This is a genomic window from Bradyrhizobium erythrophlei (assembly GCF_042430365.1).
In the GTDB taxonomy this organism is placed as follows: Bacteria; Pseudomonadota; Alphaproteobacteria; order Rhizobiales; family Xanthobacteraceae; genus Bradyrhizobium; species Bradyrhizobium erythrophlei.
In genome coordinates, this window is sequence record NZ_JBHMET010000191.1 from 1 (window position 1) to 15,504 (window position 15,504).

Consider the following 15,504-nt stretch of genomic DNA (forward strand, 5'->3'; position numbering starts at 1 on the left):
CCGATTTGGCAACTACTTGCAGACGCCCACATGCGATTCCCCTGCGCTTGCGGGGGAGGGCCGGGGTGGGGGCTCTCTCCACGGTGGGATTCGTGGAGAGAGCCCCCACCCGGCGCTACGCGCCGACCTCCCCCGCAAGCGGGAGAGGTGCAGCGAGCCTGCCGCCAAACCGACCTAATCGCGTTAAACTATCTCTTACCCGGGCAAGCACCTCATGAGCGACAAACTCGAACTCGATCACCTCCGCCAGTGGATCGGCCGCACCCAGGAAGCCCAAGACGTCGTCACCGCGCATCTGGTGATGGGCCTGCGCGCGACGCTGTTCCAGGAGATCGGCGAGCCGAAGCCAGGCGACGCCGCGCCGTTCACGACGCATTGGTGCCTGGCGCAGCCGGTGTTTCCGATGTCGCAATTGGGACCAGACGGCCATCCGACCCGCGGCGGCTTCCTGCCGCCGGTGCCGCTGCCGCGCCGGATGTGGGCCGGCGGCGAGCTCGAGTTCATCGACACGTTGCGCGTCGGCGACGAGCCAAAGCGGACCTCGCGCATCGCCGACGTCACGGTGAAATCAGGCTCGACCGGAACGCTGTGCTTCGTCTCGGTCAATCATGAAGTGACGACGTCGCGCGGCACAGCGATCCGCGAGCGGCAGGACATCGTCTATCGCGAGATGACGAGCACGCCGTCGGCCGCGCCGGCAAAGGCGCCGCCTCCGCCGGTTGCAAAACACCGCGAAAGCCACATCTCCGATCCGGTGCTGCTGTTCCGCTATTCGGCGCTGACCTTCAACGGCCACCGCATCCACTACGATCGCGACTACGTCACCAATGTCGAGGGCTATCCGGGCCTGATCTTCCACGGTCCCTTGCAGGCCTCCTTCATCGTCGAGTTCGCCGCTAAGCTTCGTGGCGGCAAGCCGCCGAAGAAGCTGGTCTACCGTGGCGTGCAGCCGCTGTTCGAGGGCAGCGAGTTCTCGGTCAACGCCAATGAAACCGATGGCGGCCTCGAGCTGTGGACCGCGAATGCAGAGGGACAGCCGACCATGAAGGGCACGGCGAGCTGGTAGGTATGCGGTGAGGTCGAGGTAACCATCTCAGGGGCACGCGCCCGCGGCTTGACTTCGTGAAGCAATCCATCGAGAGGTGGATTGCTTGCCGTTCTTGTTCCTCGCAATGACGGAACAAAAAAATCAGAGATGGGAGCCGCCCGATGTCATCCCGCAAACCTGCCGCAAAGAGCAAAGCCGTCACCGTCAAGGATGCCACCTTCGGCCTCCTGCGCGCGTTCGGTATCAAAAAAGTGTTCGGCAATCCCGGATCGACCGAACTGCCGTTCCTGAGCGACTGGCCTGACGACATCGATTACGTGCTTGGGCTTCAGGAGGCTTCCGTCGTCGGCATGGCCGACGGCTATGCGCTGGCGACCCGCAATGCCGGTTTCGTCAATCTGCATTCGGCCGCCGGTGTCGGCAACGCGCTCGGCAATATCTACAACGCCTATCGCAACCAGACGCCGCTCGTGATCACTGCGGGCCAGCAGGCGCGCTCGATCATGCCGCTGCAGGCCTTCCTCTATGCCGAGCGCGCGTCTGAATTTCCACGGCCTTATGTCAAGTTTTCCGTCGAGCCGGCGCGCGCCGAGGACGTCCCGGCCGCGATCGCGCGCGCCTATTACGTCGCGATGCAGCCGCCTTGCGGACCCACCTTCGTCTCGGTGCCGATCGACGACTGGACGCATGCGACAGAGCCGCTCGAGGCGCGGCAGGTCAGCCGCGAGATCGGGCCCGATCCGACGGCGATGAAGGCGCTGGTCGCAGCGCTCGGCGAGGCCAAGCGCCCTGCCCTCGTCGTCGGCCCCGGCGTCGATCGCGCGGAGGCCGTCGCGCTGATGGTGAAGGTCGCGGAGAAGACGAAGGCCGCGGTCTGGGTCAGCCCGTTCTCGGCGCGCTGCTCGTTCCCGGAGCGCCATCCGCAATTCGCCGGCTTCCTGCATGCTTCCCCCGGGCAGCTCTCGGATGCGCTGCGCGATTACGACCTCGTCGTCGTGCTCGGCGCGCCGGTCTTCACCTTCCATGTCGAGGGCCACGCCGCGATCTTCGACGGCGCGACCACCATCTTCCAGATCACCGACGATCCCGATGCCGCGGCGATGACGCCGGCGGGGAACAGCATCATCGCCACGATGAAGCCGGCGCTGTCGGCGCTGCTGGAGATGCTGCCCGAGACCAGGCGCACCGCGCCGGCCGGCCGCATCCTGCCGCCGCCGCCGGGCGCCGGCGATCCGATCCCCGCCGAATACGCGCTGCACGCGCTCTCTGTTGCGATGGGACCGCAGGACGCACTCGTCGAGGAAGTGCCCTCGCATCGTCCCCTGATGCAGAAGGTGATGCCGATGCGCGGCCAGGACAGTTTCTACACCATGGCGAGCGGCGGGCTCGGCTACAGCCTGCCGGCCGCGGTCGGCATGGCGCTCGGACGCCGCGAAGGACGCACCGTCTGCCTGATCGGCGACGGCTCGGCGATGTATTCGATCCAGGCGCTGTGGACCGCGGCCCAGCGCAAGCTGCCGCTGACGGTCGTGGTGCTCAACAATTCCGGCTACGGCGCGATGCGCTCGTTCAGTCAGGTCATGCAGGTGCGCAACGTGCCCGGCCTGGAACTGCCCGGCATCGATTTCGTCAAGCTTGCCGAGGGGATGGGCTGTGACGCGGTGCGGGTGACGCGATCGGCGGAGCTCGCCAATGCCTACAAGCGCGCCCTCGCGCATGACGGCGCGAGCCTGATCGAGGTGATGGTCGATTCCGCGGTGCCGCTGCTCTACGCGCAGAAGAACTGAGGCAAAGGCTTGTAGCCCGGATGGAGCGCAGCGAAATCCGGGGCACGACCTCACCTGGAATCCCGGATTGCGCTTCGCTCCATCCGGGCTACACGCTCTCCGCCTTCTTGCGCGCCTGCGGCGCTGCAGAAACGGCAACGTTATCTTGCGCTTGATGCGCTGCTGCGCATCCCGCTCCGGCGTCACGTCGCCATCATTTGCGTGACGTGCCCGGTTTGACTCTCATAAGACGCTACGCTTAAATAGCATATTACCTAGATCACAACCTGCCGTACCAGGCGAATTTATTTTTCGTTTGTTGGTGACGTCACAAATCTGTTGCTCGACGTGGCGTCAAATCCAGCCGCGCTTTGATTTCCCTGTCCCCTATTTGAGGAAATAGCTATGGACAAGATCGTCACCGCCAAGCCCGCCACACCTGGCGGCAGCTCTCCTCCGGCCAGTCGCGCGCGCGTCTCCGAGCACTCCGAATACGACGCGCTCTCGATGCGGGATTTGCTTGATGCCCGCGAGCAGTACCACATTCACTTGATGCGCCATCCCAAGGTCGTGGCGACAGCCATCGGTTACTATCGGATCCGCAAGGACGGCGTGCCACCCGACGGCGCGCGCAATCTCGCGAACTCGGAGGTCCGACCAAACTCATGGCCCGCCGTCCTCGTCTTCGTTGACGACTGGATCGCGGCCACCGAGTTTGGCCCCGGCAGGCGCTACGATGCCGATCAGATCGTGCCGAAAACGCTGTATCTGCCTGATGGGCGGCGCGTGCCGGTCTGCGTCATCGAGGCACCAAGGGATCCCGTGAGCCCGGAGGCGCCTCCGGTGAAACGGCATCCGCTGAACAACATCGGCAGCGGCCATCCGGTCTTTGTCGACGTGCAGAATCGCAATCATTTCGCGACCGTCGCCTGCCTGGTGACCGACGGCCACAAAGCCTATGCATTGACCAACCGGCACGTCACCGGCGAGGCGGGCGAGAAACTGTCGTCCCAGCTCGGCGGCCGCTCGCAGCCGATCGGGCTGTCGTCGTCGCGCCAGGCGACACGCGTGCCGTTTACCGACGTGTATCCGACCTGGCCGGGCAAGTCGGTCTACGTGAACATGGATGCCGGGCTGATCGACATCAAGGACGTCAACGCCTGGACGGCGAAGCTCCAGGGCGGCGCCGTGATGGGCCCCATGGTCGATCTGTCGGCTGCGAACTTCCCGATGTCACTGCTCGGCCGATACGTCCGCGGCTACGGGGCCGCGTCGAACCAGTGGATCAGCGGCGAGATCCAGGCGCTGTTCTACCGTTACAAATCGAAAGGCGGATTCGAATACATTGCCGACTTCTTTATCGGCGCCCGGACGCCGACCAGGGACGCGCCGACCCCGCCGCCGTTTGTGACGATCCCCGGCGACTCCGGAACGCTGTGGCTGCTGGACCCGAATGATGCCGGAACCCGCGTCGACAGCGCCGACGCCGGCGACAGATTGCGGCCGCTGGCGCTGCAATGGGGTGCGAACCGGCTCTACTCGGCCCTGAGCGGACAACCGCATTCATATGCGCTTGCGACTTGTCTCAGCACCATTTGCGACCGGCTGGACGTCGACGTCGTTCGCGACTGGAATCTCGATCAACCGGACACCTGGGGCGCGGTCGGTCATTTTGCGATTGCCAGCCGCGTCAGCGGTGCCCTCTCCAAGGGCGTTCGGCAGCTCAAGGAGTTGATGGACAACAACGTCACGATCATCAGCCACGACGACGACACCATCCTCAAGAGCGATTTCAAGGGGATGGGCGACCTGGATTTCATTCCGATGGCCGATGTTCCGGATTTCTTCTGGAAGCATGGCCACCAGGGCCATACAAGGCACTTCGAGGGCCCGAACCACTTTGCCGACATGGACCAGGTCCGCGATTCCGACGGCGTCGACCTGCTCAAGCTCTGCAAAGACCCGAAGAATATCGATCCCAAAGTGTGGAACGACTTCTACTCGAGCGTCGAGGACCTTCTCGATCAGACCCCGATCACGATGGAGCATCGCGGCCTGTTGCCGTTCCGGGTCTGGCAGATCTTCGACAAGATGGTCGCGTTCGTGCGCGACGACGAGATGGCCAACTTCGTCTGCGCGGCCGGGGTTCTGACCCACTACATCGGCGACTCCTGCCAGCCGTTGCACATCTCGTATCTGCACGACGGCGATCCGAAGAAGGCAACCACGCACACAGTGCATCACCGAGACGGAACGACGGACGACGTACGCGTTCCGCTGGGCCAGGGGCTGCACAGTGCCTACGAAGACGGGATGGTCAACGCGCACCGCGACCAAATCCTTGCCGGCCTGGACGACACCCCGCCGGTCGTGCCCTCTGAGCATATCGGGAGCGGGTTCGAGGCGGCGCAGGCCACGATCGAGCTGATGCGCAAGACGTTCGAAGCGCTGCCGCCGCCGGACATGCTGCGGGATTATCTGGCGGCGAAAAAGAACAACGACGACCCGACGGAGATGTTCTGGAACAACTACGGAAAGGGCACCATCGAGGCGATGCAGGACGGAACCCACCTGCTCGCGCTGCTTTGGGAGAGCGCCTGGGTCGCGGGCGGCGGTGAGAGCAAGAGCCGCGATACCTCCGCGCTCAAGCCCCAACAGGCGATGGACATCTGCGCATCTTCCGATTTCCTGCCGTCCGTCAGCATCGCCGATATCGGCGCGTTGCTCGCCGGGACGCCGACACAGCCGGCAAAGCAGGCGAAGCCAGCAAAGCCGGCAAAAGCACAACCGCGGAAGGGAAAGGGCAAGAAGAAGTAGCGAGGCATCGTCCGGTGAGGCGCGTTCCGCGCGCCTCACCGTGAGGCGCCGTCACTTCCCGTAGGCTTCGCGCATCTTGGCCTGGATCTTGGCCATGCCGCCGATCCAGCGGTCGTAGTTCTCGGTCTTCTTGCGCATGTAGCCGAGCACCTGCGGATGCGGCAGGATCAGGAACGTCTCCTGCTCGATGCCTTTCAAGGCATCCTGCGCGACCTGCTCCGGTGTCAGGTCGCCGTCGCCGGACTGCGGGCCCTTCGGGATCGAGCGCAGCATGTTGGTGTCGACGCCCTGCGGGCAGAGGATCGAGACCTTGATGTTGTCGGCGCGGTGCGAGATCGCCAGGTTCTCGGCAAAGCCCACGGCAGCGTGCTTCGTCGTCGAATAGGCTGGGCTGCCGACCTGCGACAGCAGGCCCGCCGCGGAGATCGTGTTGAGGAAATAGCCGCCACCGCGCGCCTTCATGCGCGGCACCAGATGCCGTGCGGCATAGACATGGGCCATCACATGGATCGCCCAGCTCCGCGACCACGGCTCGTCCGAGGTGCCGCCGGCATTTTTCGACAGCGGATCGAAGCCGCCGCCGATGCCGGCATTGGAGCAGAACAGCGCGATCGGGCCGAACATCCGTTCGGTCTCCTCGATCACATGCAGGATGTTCTTTTCCTGCCCGACGTCGCATTTGAAGGCGGCGCCGCCGACCGATGCCGCGACCTTCTCGGCGGCCGCATGATCGAGATCGACCACCACGACCTTGGATGCGCCGGCCGCATGGAACGCCTCGCACAGCGCCTTGCCGATGCCGTTGCCGCCGCCGGTGACTACAACAACCTTACCCGCCACCTGCATGGCCGTCCTCCCGATATCCTGATCCTGCCGGATCATGATATCCCAACTTTCACGGCTGCATGATTTTTTTGCAGGACCGCGCCGCCTTGCGCTTCGCGGCGCCGGCGCCGGTCAGCCGGCCAGCACGATGTCGAGGACGGCTGTGTAATGGCAGGCCGCACCGAGCAGGACGAAGCAGTGCCAGATCACGTTCTGGAAGCGCAGCCGCTGCCAGGTGTGGAAGATGACGCCGAGGCTGTACAGGATACCGCCCGCCAGCACGAAGCCGAGCGCAACGGCTGGCAGCGCCTTCACCACCGCATTATAGAGCATCATGCCGCTCCAGCCCATTGCGAGGTAGAGCCCGACCGAGAGCCGGTCGAACCGGCCGGGATAGACGAGCTTCAGCCAGATGCCGACGATCGCCACGCACCACACCCCGACCAGGAGCGCGATGGCGAAATAGCTGTCCTTCAGCTCCATGATGAACGGCGTGTAGGTCGCGGCGATCAACAGGTAGATCGCCGAGTGATCGAAGCGGCGCAGCACCCATTTGGCGCGTGACACCGGCCACAGATTATAGGTCGCCGACAGCACCAGCATGGCGAGCAGGCCCGCGACATAGACCGACACCACGGCGACGTCGAGCGGCCCGGCATAGACCGCAGTCAGCACGATCAGCGCGGTGGCGGCAACCAGCCCGAAGCAGATGCCGACGATATGCACGATGCCATCGGCGATCAGTTCGGTGCGGTCGTAGTTCCAGAGCACGGCGCCGGTCGCATGGATCGAGTTCGAGGCGAGTTGCTTCAGGCGGAAGACCGTCATGCCGGGACGCTTTCCTCAATACGCTGGTCAACATGGGTATCGCTGACGCGATGATCCGTTCAAGCCATTCAGTTACGCAGGCGGATGACCCCGGTATTGCACCGGCGTGGCTTTTTCATGCGCTTGACATTCCTGGGTACCCCGCCTGCACGGGCTTTGACGCAACGCTTGATTTTGGCCCGATAATCGCCACCTTGCGGGTGACTGCCCGCCCCATTTGGCCCCTCCTGCCACCCTTCCCTCAAGACATCCATGGCCCCCAGTTTCTCTGACATCGTCGAGGAAGCGCGGCTCTCGGCGCGGGCGCTGCTCGACTATGGCGACAGCTTCTTCAACCCGACGGTGCGGCTTGGCGTCACCGGCCTGTCGCGCGCCGGCAAGACCGTGTTCATCACGGCGCTGGTGCATGGGCTGACGCGGGGCGGCCGCTTCCCAGTGTTCGAGGCCTTTTCTTCCGGACGGATCGCCCGCGCGCATCTCGAGCCACAGCCTGATGATGCGGTGCCGCGCTTTGCCTATGAGAACCACGTCCGCACCCTGATCGAGGAACGGGGCTGGCCGAACTCGACCACCGACATCTCCGAGCTCCGGCTCGTGATCGACTACCAGCGGCAAAATGGCGCGGACCGCACGCTCACCCTCGACATCGTTGACTATCCCGGCGAGTGGCTGCTCGACCTTCCGCTTTTGAATAAAAGCTACGAGCAATGGTCGGCCGAAAGCCTTGCGCTGTCGCGCGAGGCGATCCGGGCAAAACTCGCCGCGCCCTGGCATGCGCATCTCGCGACGCTCAAGCCCGAAAGCAAGGAGGACGAGCAGGCCGCGCTCACCGAAGCACGATTGTTCACCGACTATTTGCGCGCCTGTCGCGACGAGCGCTTCGCGATGAGCCTGCTGCCGCCCGGCCGCTTCCTGATGCCGGGCAACCTCGCCGATACGCCGGCGCTGACTTTCGCGCCGCTCGACGTCCCCGCGGACGGCAGCGCGCCGGACGGCTCGCTATGGGCGATGATGCGGCGGCGCTACGAGGCCTACAAGGATGTCGTCGTGCGTCCATTCTTCCGCGATCATTTCGCTCGGCTCGATCGCCAGATCGTGCTGGCGGATGCGCTCGCCGCGTTCAATGCCGGGCCGGAGGCGCTGCACGACCTCGAGGCCGCGCTCGCCGGCATCCTCGACTGCTTCCGGATCGGCCGCAGCACGATCCTGAGCGCGCTGTTCCGGCCGCGCATCGACCGCATCCTGTTTGCGGCGACCAAGGCTGACCATCTGCATCATCTGAGCCACGACCGGCTCGAAGCGGTGCTGCGGCGCATCGTTGCGACGGCCGCCGACCGCGCCGAATATGCCGGAGCAGCGATCGACGTCGTGGCGCTCGCCGCGGTGCGCGCCAGCCGCGAGGCGCAGGTCCAGCGCGGCCGCGACAAGCTGCCGTCGATCCTCGGCACGCCAGCCGCAGGCGAGGTCGCCAATGGCGACACGTTCGACGGCGAGACCGAAGTGGCGACCTTTCCAGGCGATTTGCCCAGCGATCCCGAAGAGCTGTTCAGGGGCGAGTTCCGCGGTCTCGCCAGCGCCGGCGCCGAGGCGGCCGATTACCGCTTCCTGCGCTTCCGCCCGCCGAAACTGGAACGGATCGGGGACGAGGAGCCCGCGCTGCCTCACATCCGCCTTGACCGCGCCCTCCAGTTCCTGATCGGAGACAAACTGCAATGAACGAGAAGACGCCGCACCGGCGGCCGGCGACGTTCAAGCTCGATGATCCCGGCGTGGTCGTGATGGATCCGGACGACAGCGGCCGCCCCGCCCGCGGCACGGTGCAGATCGTGCCCGAGGCCGAGCCCGCGCAACTGCCTGTGCCGGTCGATGCGCCGCTGGTGCCGGCACGCCGCGGTTTCCGCTGGGGCACACTGTTCTGGGGCGCCGTCGGTGGCCTGGTGCTGCTCGGCACCGGGCTTGGCGTCATCAACCTGATCGAAGATCTGTTCGTGCGCAATGAGGGCCTCGGCTTCGTCGGGCTCGCGCTTGCGGTGATCGCGGCGGTGGCGCTGATGGTCGTGATCGCGCGCGAGGCGCTTGGGCTGGCGCGGCTTGCGACCATCGAAAAGCTGCATCTGCGCGCCGCGGAGGTGCTGGTCAGCGACGACCGCGCCGCGAGCCGGGCGATCGTCGGCGATCTGCTCAAGCTCGCGCACCAGAACCCGCAGCTCGCGCGCGCCCGCAATGCGCTGCAGAGCCACAGCGACGACATCATCGACGGCGCCGACATGATCCGCCTCGCCGAACGCGAATTGATGGCGCCGCTCGACGAGGAGGCACGGCGGCTGGTCTCGACGGCGGCGCAGCGCGTCTCTGTGGTCACCGCGGTCAGCCCGCGGGCGATGATCGACGTGCTGTTCGTGTTCGTGGCCTCGTTGCGGATGATCCGGCAATTGGCGCGGCTCTATGGCGGCCGGCCCGGCGCGCTCGGCATGATCCGCCTGATGCGTCACGTGATCGCACATCTCGCGATCACCGGCGGCATGGCGGCGAGCGACAGCCTGATCCAGCAGATGCTCGGCCATGGCATCGCGGCCAAACTCTCACAGCGCCTCGGCGAAGGCGTACTCAACGGCCTCCTGACCGCGCGCCTCGGCCTTGCCGCGATCGACGTGACCCGCCCGCTTCCCTTCACCGCGCTGCCGCGCCCGACACTGGCGGATCTCGCGAAGGATCTGTTGCGCAAGCGTGAGGGCGAAGGCGAGGAATAGCGCGGGCTTCTTTCAGCGCAGAAGGGTTGCGGTTGCTGCGCCCTCTCCCCTTGCGGGAGAGGGCAAGTCCGGTGTTTGCCACGAACGCGCTTGGGTGAGGGGTTTCTCTCCACACGCACCTTGCCCGTGGAGAGAAACCCCTCATCCGGCAGCCTTCGGCTGCCACCTTCTCCCACAAGGGGAGAAGGTAAGGTCACCCGGCTCGATCAGCATCGCCAGCACGCGCCAGCGGAAGAAGGTCGAGTCCGGCGGCGGCGACAGGTCCGGGGTCCAGCCGGTCAGCTTCTCCAGCGAATAGGTGTCCATCACCATGCCGCGCCAGCTTCGCGCGACACGCTCCAGCGGCTGTCGCACGGCCGTGGTCTCGGTCCACAGCGGCAGATTGTTTTCGGGCTCGCGTCCGACATAGAGACCTGTGTGCCCCTTGATCACGGCCATGCCGGGATCGGCAAACCCCTGGAAGCGGCCGCGCTCGTTGGTCTCGATGACCGGCACGCGCCCTCTCAGCAACCAGCGCAGCATCGCATAGGTGCGATAGTCCGTGGTCGCGACCCAGGTCGCACCTGTGGCCTGCAATTGCGCCTCAGCGCGCGCGGCAATCTCGCCGTAGCCGGCCTCGGTGCCGACCGGATCGGTACGGCCGATCCAATTCCACGGTGCCACCGTGTAATAGAGGAAGACGCAGACGACGAAGACGATGCCGGTGCTGATCGCCGTGCGCGCCCAGAACATGGTGGACTTGATCAGCCGGACCGACCAGCCCTCGAACGGCATCCGCGTGATGTTGATGGCGACCGCCGCAAATCCGGCCGGCCACATGAACATCGGCCAGGTGTCGCCGACCCGCAGCGTCAGCGACTTCCACAGGAAGTAGGCAAACGGCACGATGACCGCCGTCGCGAGCAGGATCGCGACCGGCTCGCGATTGCGGTAGCCGCGCCACGCCGTCAGCGTCACACCGAACAGCACCACCGGCAACAGCACGAAACCGACCAGACCGAGCTGCATGCCGATGAATTCGCCGACCGTGCGCAAGCCGACGTCATGCACCGCGGTCGCACGCACCGCCTGGAAGCGGAACGAGGCCCAGTCGTGCTGCGCGTTCCAGATCAGGACCGGCGAGAACACGGCGATCGCGATCACGGCGGCGAGGTAAGGGTACGCACTACGCAGCCAGCGCCCCCGCCAGTCCGGCACCAGCGCAAAGGCGAGCACCGCCGGTGCCAGCATGATCACGGTGAATTTCGACAGCGCCGCGAGTCCGGCGAACAGCCCCGCCACGAGCCACCAGCGGCCGTCCTTGTCCAGCGCGAGCCGCACCAGCGACCACAGCAGTGCGACCGCAAACGGGATCATCGCCGTGTCGGGCGCGACCTTGGCCATCAACAGCCCATAATAGAGCGCGGCCTCCGGCATCACCAGAGCAAGCATGACGGCGCGGACATTGTTGCGGGTCACGCGGCGGACGATGTCGGCGAGCAGGAGCTGGGTGACCAGCATCGCGACGATGCCGCCGAAGCGGACGCCGAGATTGGTGTCGCCGAAGATCGCTGTACCGAAGCGGATCAGCCAAGCGATGCCGGGGGGATGGTCGAGGAAGGACAGCACACTTTCCTTCGTCCAGGTCCAGTAATAGGCCTCGTCGGTGCGCAAATCGAGCACCGAGGCATAAACCAGCCGCAACACCGTCATCGCGGCGATCAAGGCCACCACGCCAGCCCAATTGGGCATGCGGGAACGGCCTGGCTTAACGCTGATGTTATCGGGCGGGGCTATCGTCACGGCGCGCTTTTTGTTCGACTCCGAGGGGGGTGTCAACGTGCTGCGGCGCCCATTATCCCCTTGCGCGGGCCGGCGGTGGTGTTCACCAGCGGAATTAAACTCTAGACTTGCCGATCATGAATCACATGGCTTCCCCTTCGCGCGAGCATTTGCAGGAAATGGTCCGCGGCGTCGGCCTCCGACAGGTCCGGCTCGTCAGCGGCGTGATCCTGTTCGCCTATCTGGTCAGCCATTTCCTCAACCACGCGCTCGGCAACATCTCGATGGATGCGCTGGCGACGGGGCTCTACTACCACATGAGGTTCTGGCAGTTCCTGCCGGTGGCCATCCTGTTCTACGGCGCCTGCCTGGTGCACAGCGCGCTCGGTATCTGGGCGCTATACCAGCGCCGCGAGTTCCGCTGGAAGGCGATGGAGCCGTTGCAGCTCGTGCTGGGCCTGAGCATCCCAATGCTGATCATCGCCCACATCGTCGGCGTGCGCCTCGGCCAAACCCTGTTCGCCCACCACAAGCTCTATCCGCAGGAATTATATCTGTTCTTCATCGCCTCCGAGTACCGGCTGTGGATAATGCTCGCCGTGCTGGTCATCGCCTGGGTGCATGGCTGCATCGGGCTGTATTTCTGGCTGCGGATGCGATCGTTCTTCAAGCGCGCCGCGCCGCTCCTGCTCGCGGCCGCGGTGCTGATCCCGACGCTGGCGCTGCTCGGCGTCTACCAGGGCGGCCGCATGACGCAGGCCGACTATGAGGATGCCGACTGGCGGCGGCAGACGCTCTCGGTGGAGAACGTCGGCACGGTGGCGCAGCAGACCACGCTCGACCGCATCACCAGCGATATGACGATCGGCTATCTCGCTTTGCTCGGCCTCGTGCTAGTGGCACGCGGTGTGCGCGCCCTGCTCGAGCGCCGCGGCGGCATGATTGCGTTGTCCTACGGCAACGGCCGCACCATCCGCGTGCCGAAGGGGCTGAGCGTGCTGGAGGCGAGCCTGCGCAACAACGTTCCGCATGCGAGCGTGTGCGGCGGCCGCGCGCGCTGCTCGACTTGCCGCATCCGCATCATCGGCGATTGCGCGGGCCTGCCCGAGCCCTCGCCGCGCGAGGCCTTCGTGCTGCACCGGGTCGGCAGCGACGATCCGTCGATCCGGCTGGCCTGCCAGCTCCGGCCGACCACCGACCTGTCGTTCTTCCAGCTGTTCCTACCGCACGCGGTGTCGGCGAATGGTGGCTCGTCCAACCCAACACGGATCGGCCAGGAGCGCTATCTCGTCAGCATGTTCGTCGACATGCGCGGCTCGACCCGGCTCGCCGAAAAGCGGCTGCCGTTCGACACCGTGTTCATCGTCAACCGCTTCCTCGGCGCGGTGTCGCAGGCGGTGCTGGAATCAGGCGGGCGGCCGAACCAGTTCGTCGGCGACGGCATGCTGGCGCTGTTCGGGCTCGGCACCAGCCGGCAGGAAGCCTGCCGCCAGGCGCTGCGCGCGGCGGCTCGCATCGCGGTCAATATCGACGAATTGAACCAGTTCCTGAGCCACGACCTCCGCGAACCGATCCGCTTCGGCGTCGGGATTCATGGCGGCGAGGTGATCGTCGGCGATATCGGCTATCGCGATCACATGGTGTTTACCGCGCTCGGCGATGCCGTGAACGTCGCGGCGCGGCTGCAGGACATGACCAAGGGGCTGGCGTGCGAAGCGGTCATCTCCGACGAGGTGCGCGTCACCGCGGGGCTCGCCGACGACGCGCTGCCGGCGCAGGAGGTCACGATCCGCGGCCGCAACGAGCCGATGACCGTGCGCACGGCCGAGGAGACGCGCATCCTGTCAACGCTCGTTAACGATGAGCGTGCCGCGGCGGCCTGATTGGTTCAACCCGCGTATCACGCACTGTGATTTCTCTCACACCTGAACAGGCGTTCATCAAATAGCCGGCCCTCGCGGGGCCGCGCGCTCGAACCCGCTTTCCGTGGGGTGCGACTGACGGGCGATGGGTAACACTGCAACCCGCGCCGCGACCGACCTCAAGGCGCACCTGAAGGAGAAGACAATGTTTCGTAAAGCGCCCCTTGCCCTCGCCACCATTGCCACCATCGGTGCCGCCGCGCTGGCGCCGACCGCCGCGTCCGCCAAGCCGTTCGGCGGCGGTTGGGGCGGTGGCTGGCATTATCATCACCACTGGGGCCCGGGCTTCGGCATCGGCTTCGTCGGCGGAGTCGTCGACTCCGGCTGCTACGTCAACCGCCTGGTGCTGACGCCCTACGGCTATCGCTATCGCACCGTGAACGTCTGCCTGTACTGATCGCCCCCGTCGGTTTGATTTCAGAAGCCCCGGTCGCCGTTGCGGCCGGGGTTTTCTGTTGCTGCAATGCAATGCCGGGGACGCTGCGAAAGCATCAATTGACTCCGGGTTCCCCGGTGCGACATTGCTCGCCTGAGTCCGGTGATGACCGGCTCAAACCACAAGAAGCTTCGGAGGAAGCGATGCTCGATCGACGAGACTTGATGAAGCGCGCTGGGATGGCTGCGCTGGCGGCGGGGCTGGGATCCAGAGGCGCGTTCGCGCTCGAAACAGTGACGCTGCCGTTCGGCAATGGCGAGCGGCCGCTGGTGCGCTATCCGCAGAAGCGCCCGATGATCGTCCTCACCAGCCGCCCGCCGCAACTGGAGACGCCTTTCGCGATCTTCAACGACGGCCCGCTCACGCCAAACAACGCGTTCTTCGTGCGCTATCACCTGGCCGACATCCCCTACAATCTCGATCCCGACAAGTTCACGCTCGAGATCAAGGGCAAGGTCGACAAACCCCTGAGGCTGTCGCTGAAGGACATCAAGAAGATGAAGGCGACCGAGATCGTCGCCGTCAACCAGTGCTCCGGCAACAGCCGCGGCTTCTTCAACCCGCGGGTCGCCGGCGGCCAGCTCGGCAACGGCGCGATGGGCTGTGCGCGCTGGCGCGGCGTGCCGCTGAAGGCCGTGCTCGACATGGCCGGCGTCCAGGCCGGCGCCAAGCAGGTGACCTTCAACGGCATGGACGGTCCCGTGATGGACAAGACGCCCGATTTTGTGAAGGCGCTCGATATCGATCACGCCCGCGACGGCGAGGTGATGCTGGCCTATGCCATGAACGGCGACGATCTGCCATTCCTCAACGGCTTCCCGCTCCGCCTCGTGGTGCCCGGCTATTACGGCACCTACTGGGTCAAGCATCTCAACGAGATCACCGTCATCGACAGCGTGTTCGAAGGCTTCTGGATGAAATCGGCCTACCGGATTCCGGATACGCCCAACAACGCGGTCGAGCCCGGCACCGCGCCGAAGTCGACGATCCCGATCAACCGCTTCACGGTGCGCTCCTTCATCACCAGCGTCACCGACGGCGCCAAGCTGAAGGCAGGCCCCACCACGCTGAGGGGGATCGCCTTCGACGGCGGCAAGGGCATCAAAGAGGTCGCTGTCTCGACCGATGGCGGCAAGACCTGGGCACCGGCCAAGCTCGGCAAGGACCTCGGCAAATATGCGTTCCGTGAGTGGAAGCTGCCGGTGAAGCTCGCCGCCGGCTCCTATGATCTGAAGGTGCGCGCCACCAACAATGCCGATGTGACGCAGCCGATGGAGCCGTTGTGGAATCCGGCCGGCTATTTGCGCAACGTCGTCGAAACCGTGCGCGTCACCGCGGCGTGAGGAGAAGC

11 protein-coding genes are annotated in these 15,504 nt (G+C 65.5%); 8 read left to right on the forward strand and 3 right to left on the reverse strand.

Annotated elements, in window-relative coordinates:
* The first annotated feature begins 214 nt into the window (after positions 1–214).
* The 3 genes from ACFFWD_RS27280 to ACFFWD_RS27290 all read left to right on the forward strand — a co-directional run bounded on the left by ACFFWD_RS27280 (position 215) and on the right by ACFFWD_RS27290 (position 5,631).
* A complete protein-coding gene (locus ACFFWD_RS27280; protein ID WP_376970451.1) occupies positions 215–1,066 on the forward strand; it encodes an HTD2 family dehydratase in 852 nt (283 codons plus the stop codon).
* Between the two features lie 143 nt (positions 1,067–1,209).
* Positions 1,210–2,835 (forward strand): benzoylformate decarboxylase, encoded by a 1,626-nt coding sequence (mdlC, locus tag ACFFWD_RS27285; protein WP_376970453.1) that lies wholly within the window; start codon positions 1,210–1,212, stop codon positions 2,833–2,835.
* Positions 2,836–3,219: 384 nt separating this feature from the next.
* Positions 3,220–5,631: a hypothetical protein gene (locus ACFFWD_RS27290; RefSeq protein WP_376970455.1), complete on the forward strand. Its 2,412-nt coding sequence runs from the start codon at positions 3,220–3,222 to the stop codon at positions 5,629–5,631.
* Positions 5,632–5,682: 51 nt separating this feature from the next.
* On the opposite strand, the gene ACFFWD_RS27295 is transcribed toward ACFFWD_RS27290, so the two are convergent.
* Complete coding sequence (locus tag ACFFWD_RS27295) at positions 5,683–6,477, reverse strand: SDR family oxidoreductase (RefSeq protein WP_376970457.1); 795 nt, start codon at positions 6,475–6,477, stop codon at positions 5,683–5,685.
* Positions 6,478–6,588: 111 nt separating this feature from the next.
* Positions 6,589–7,284 (reverse strand): PAQR family membrane homeostasis protein TrhA, encoded by a 696-nt coding sequence (gene trhA, locus ACFFWD_RS27300; RefSeq protein ID WP_376970459.1) that lies wholly within the window; start codon positions 7,282–7,284, stop codon positions 6,589–6,591.
* 252 nt (positions 7,285–7,536) lie between these two features.
* On the opposite strand from trhA, the gene ACFFWD_RS27305 reads away from it, so the two are divergent.
* Both ACFFWD_RS27305 and ACFFWD_RS27310 read left to right on the forward strand, forming a co-directional pair.
* Positions 7,537–9,000 (forward strand): YcjX family GTP-binding protein, encoded by a 1,464-nt coding sequence (locus ACFFWD_RS27305; RefSeq protein ID WP_376970461.1) that lies wholly within the window; start codon positions 7,537–7,539, stop codon positions 8,998–9,000.
* On the forward strand, positions 8,997–10,034 hold the full coding sequence (locus ACFFWD_RS27310) for a YcjF family protein (protein ID WP_376970463.1): 1,038 nt from the start codon (positions 8,997–8,999) through the stop codon (positions 10,032–10,034). The genes ACFFWD_RS27305 and ACFFWD_RS27310 overlap by 4 nt, the downstream gene beginning before the upstream one ends.
* Before the next feature lie 141 nt (positions 10,035–10,175).
* Here the strand turns inward: ACFFWD_RS27310 and ACFFWD_RS27315 are convergent, their stop codons facing one another.
* The gene (locus ACFFWD_RS27315) at positions 10,176–11,765 is read right to left on the reverse strand and encodes a glycosyltransferase family 39 protein (protein ID WP_376970466.1); all 1,590 of its coding nucleotides are present in this window, start codon (positions 11,763–11,765) and stop codon (positions 10,176–10,178) included.
* Between the two features lie 176 nt (positions 11,766–11,941).
* Between ACFFWD_RS27315 and ACFFWD_RS27320 the strand changes: the two genes are divergently transcribed.
* From ACFFWD_RS27320 to sorA, 3 genes are all read left to right on the forward strand, one after another.
* Positions 11,942–13,678 (forward strand): adenylate/guanylate cyclase domain-containing protein, encoded by a 1,737-nt coding sequence (locus tag ACFFWD_RS27320; RefSeq protein WP_376970468.1) that lies wholly within the window; start codon positions 11,942–11,944, stop codon positions 13,676–13,678.
* A gap of 124 nt (positions 13,679–13,802) precedes the next feature.
* Positions 13,803–14,114: a hypothetical protein gene (locus tag ACFFWD_RS27325; RefSeq protein ID WP_376970471.1), complete on the forward strand. Its 312-nt coding sequence runs from the start codon at positions 13,803–13,805 to the stop codon at positions 14,112–14,114.
* A 182-nt stretch (positions 14,115–14,296) separates the two neighbouring features.
* Complete coding sequence (gene sorA, locus ACFFWD_RS27330; protein WP_376970473.1) at positions 14,297–15,496, forward strand: SorA family sulfite dehydrogenase catalytic subunit; 1,200 nt, start codon at positions 14,297–14,299, stop codon at positions 15,494–15,496.
* Positions 15,497–15,504: the final 8 nt, after the last annotated feature.

Bases quoted from the DNA above. Each gene is read 5' to 3' on its own strand.
- ACFFWD_RS27280 (WP_376970451.1), top strand. From the start codon at position 215: ATGAGCGACAAACTCGAACTCGATCACCTCCGCCAGTGGATCGGCCGC.
- mdlC (WP_376970453.1), top strand. From the start codon at position 1,210: ATGTCATCCCGCAAACCTGCCGCAAAGAGCAAAGCCGTCACCGTCAAG.
- ACFFWD_RS27290 (WP_376970455.1), top strand. From the start codon at position 3,220: ATGGACAAGATCGTCACCGCCAAGCCCGCCACACCTGGCGGCAGCTCT.
- ACFFWD_RS27295 (WP_376970457.1), bottom strand. From the start codon at position 6,477: ATGCAGGTGGCGGGTAAGGTTGTTGTAGTCACCGGCGGCGGCAACGGC.
- trhA (WP_376970459.1), bottom strand. From the start codon at position 7,284: ATGACGGTCTTCCGCCTGAAGCAACTCGCCTCGAACTCGATCCATGCG.
- ACFFWD_RS27305 (WP_376970461.1), top strand. From the start codon at position 7,537: ATGGCCCCCAGTTTCTCTGACATCGTCGAGGAAGCGCGGCTCTCGGCG.
- ACFFWD_RS27310 (WP_376970463.1), top strand. From the start codon at position 8,997: ATGAACGAGAAGACGCCGCACCGGCGGCCGGCGACGTTCAAGCTCGAT.
- ACFFWD_RS27315 (WP_376970466.1), bottom strand. From the start codon at position 11,765: ATGCCCAATTGGGCTGGCGTGGTGGCCTTGATCGCCGCGATGACGGTG.
- ACFFWD_RS27320 (WP_376970468.1), top strand. From the start codon at position 11,942: ATGGCTTCCCCTTCGCGCGAGCATTTGCAGGAAATGGTCCGCGGCGTC.
- ACFFWD_RS27325 (WP_376970471.1), top strand. From the start codon at position 13,803: ATGGGTAACACTGCAACCCGCGCCGCGACCGACCTCAAGGCGCACCTG.
- sorA (WP_376970473.1), top strand. From the start codon at position 14,297: ATGCTCGATCGACGAGACTTGATGAAGCGCGCTGGGATGGCTGCGCTG.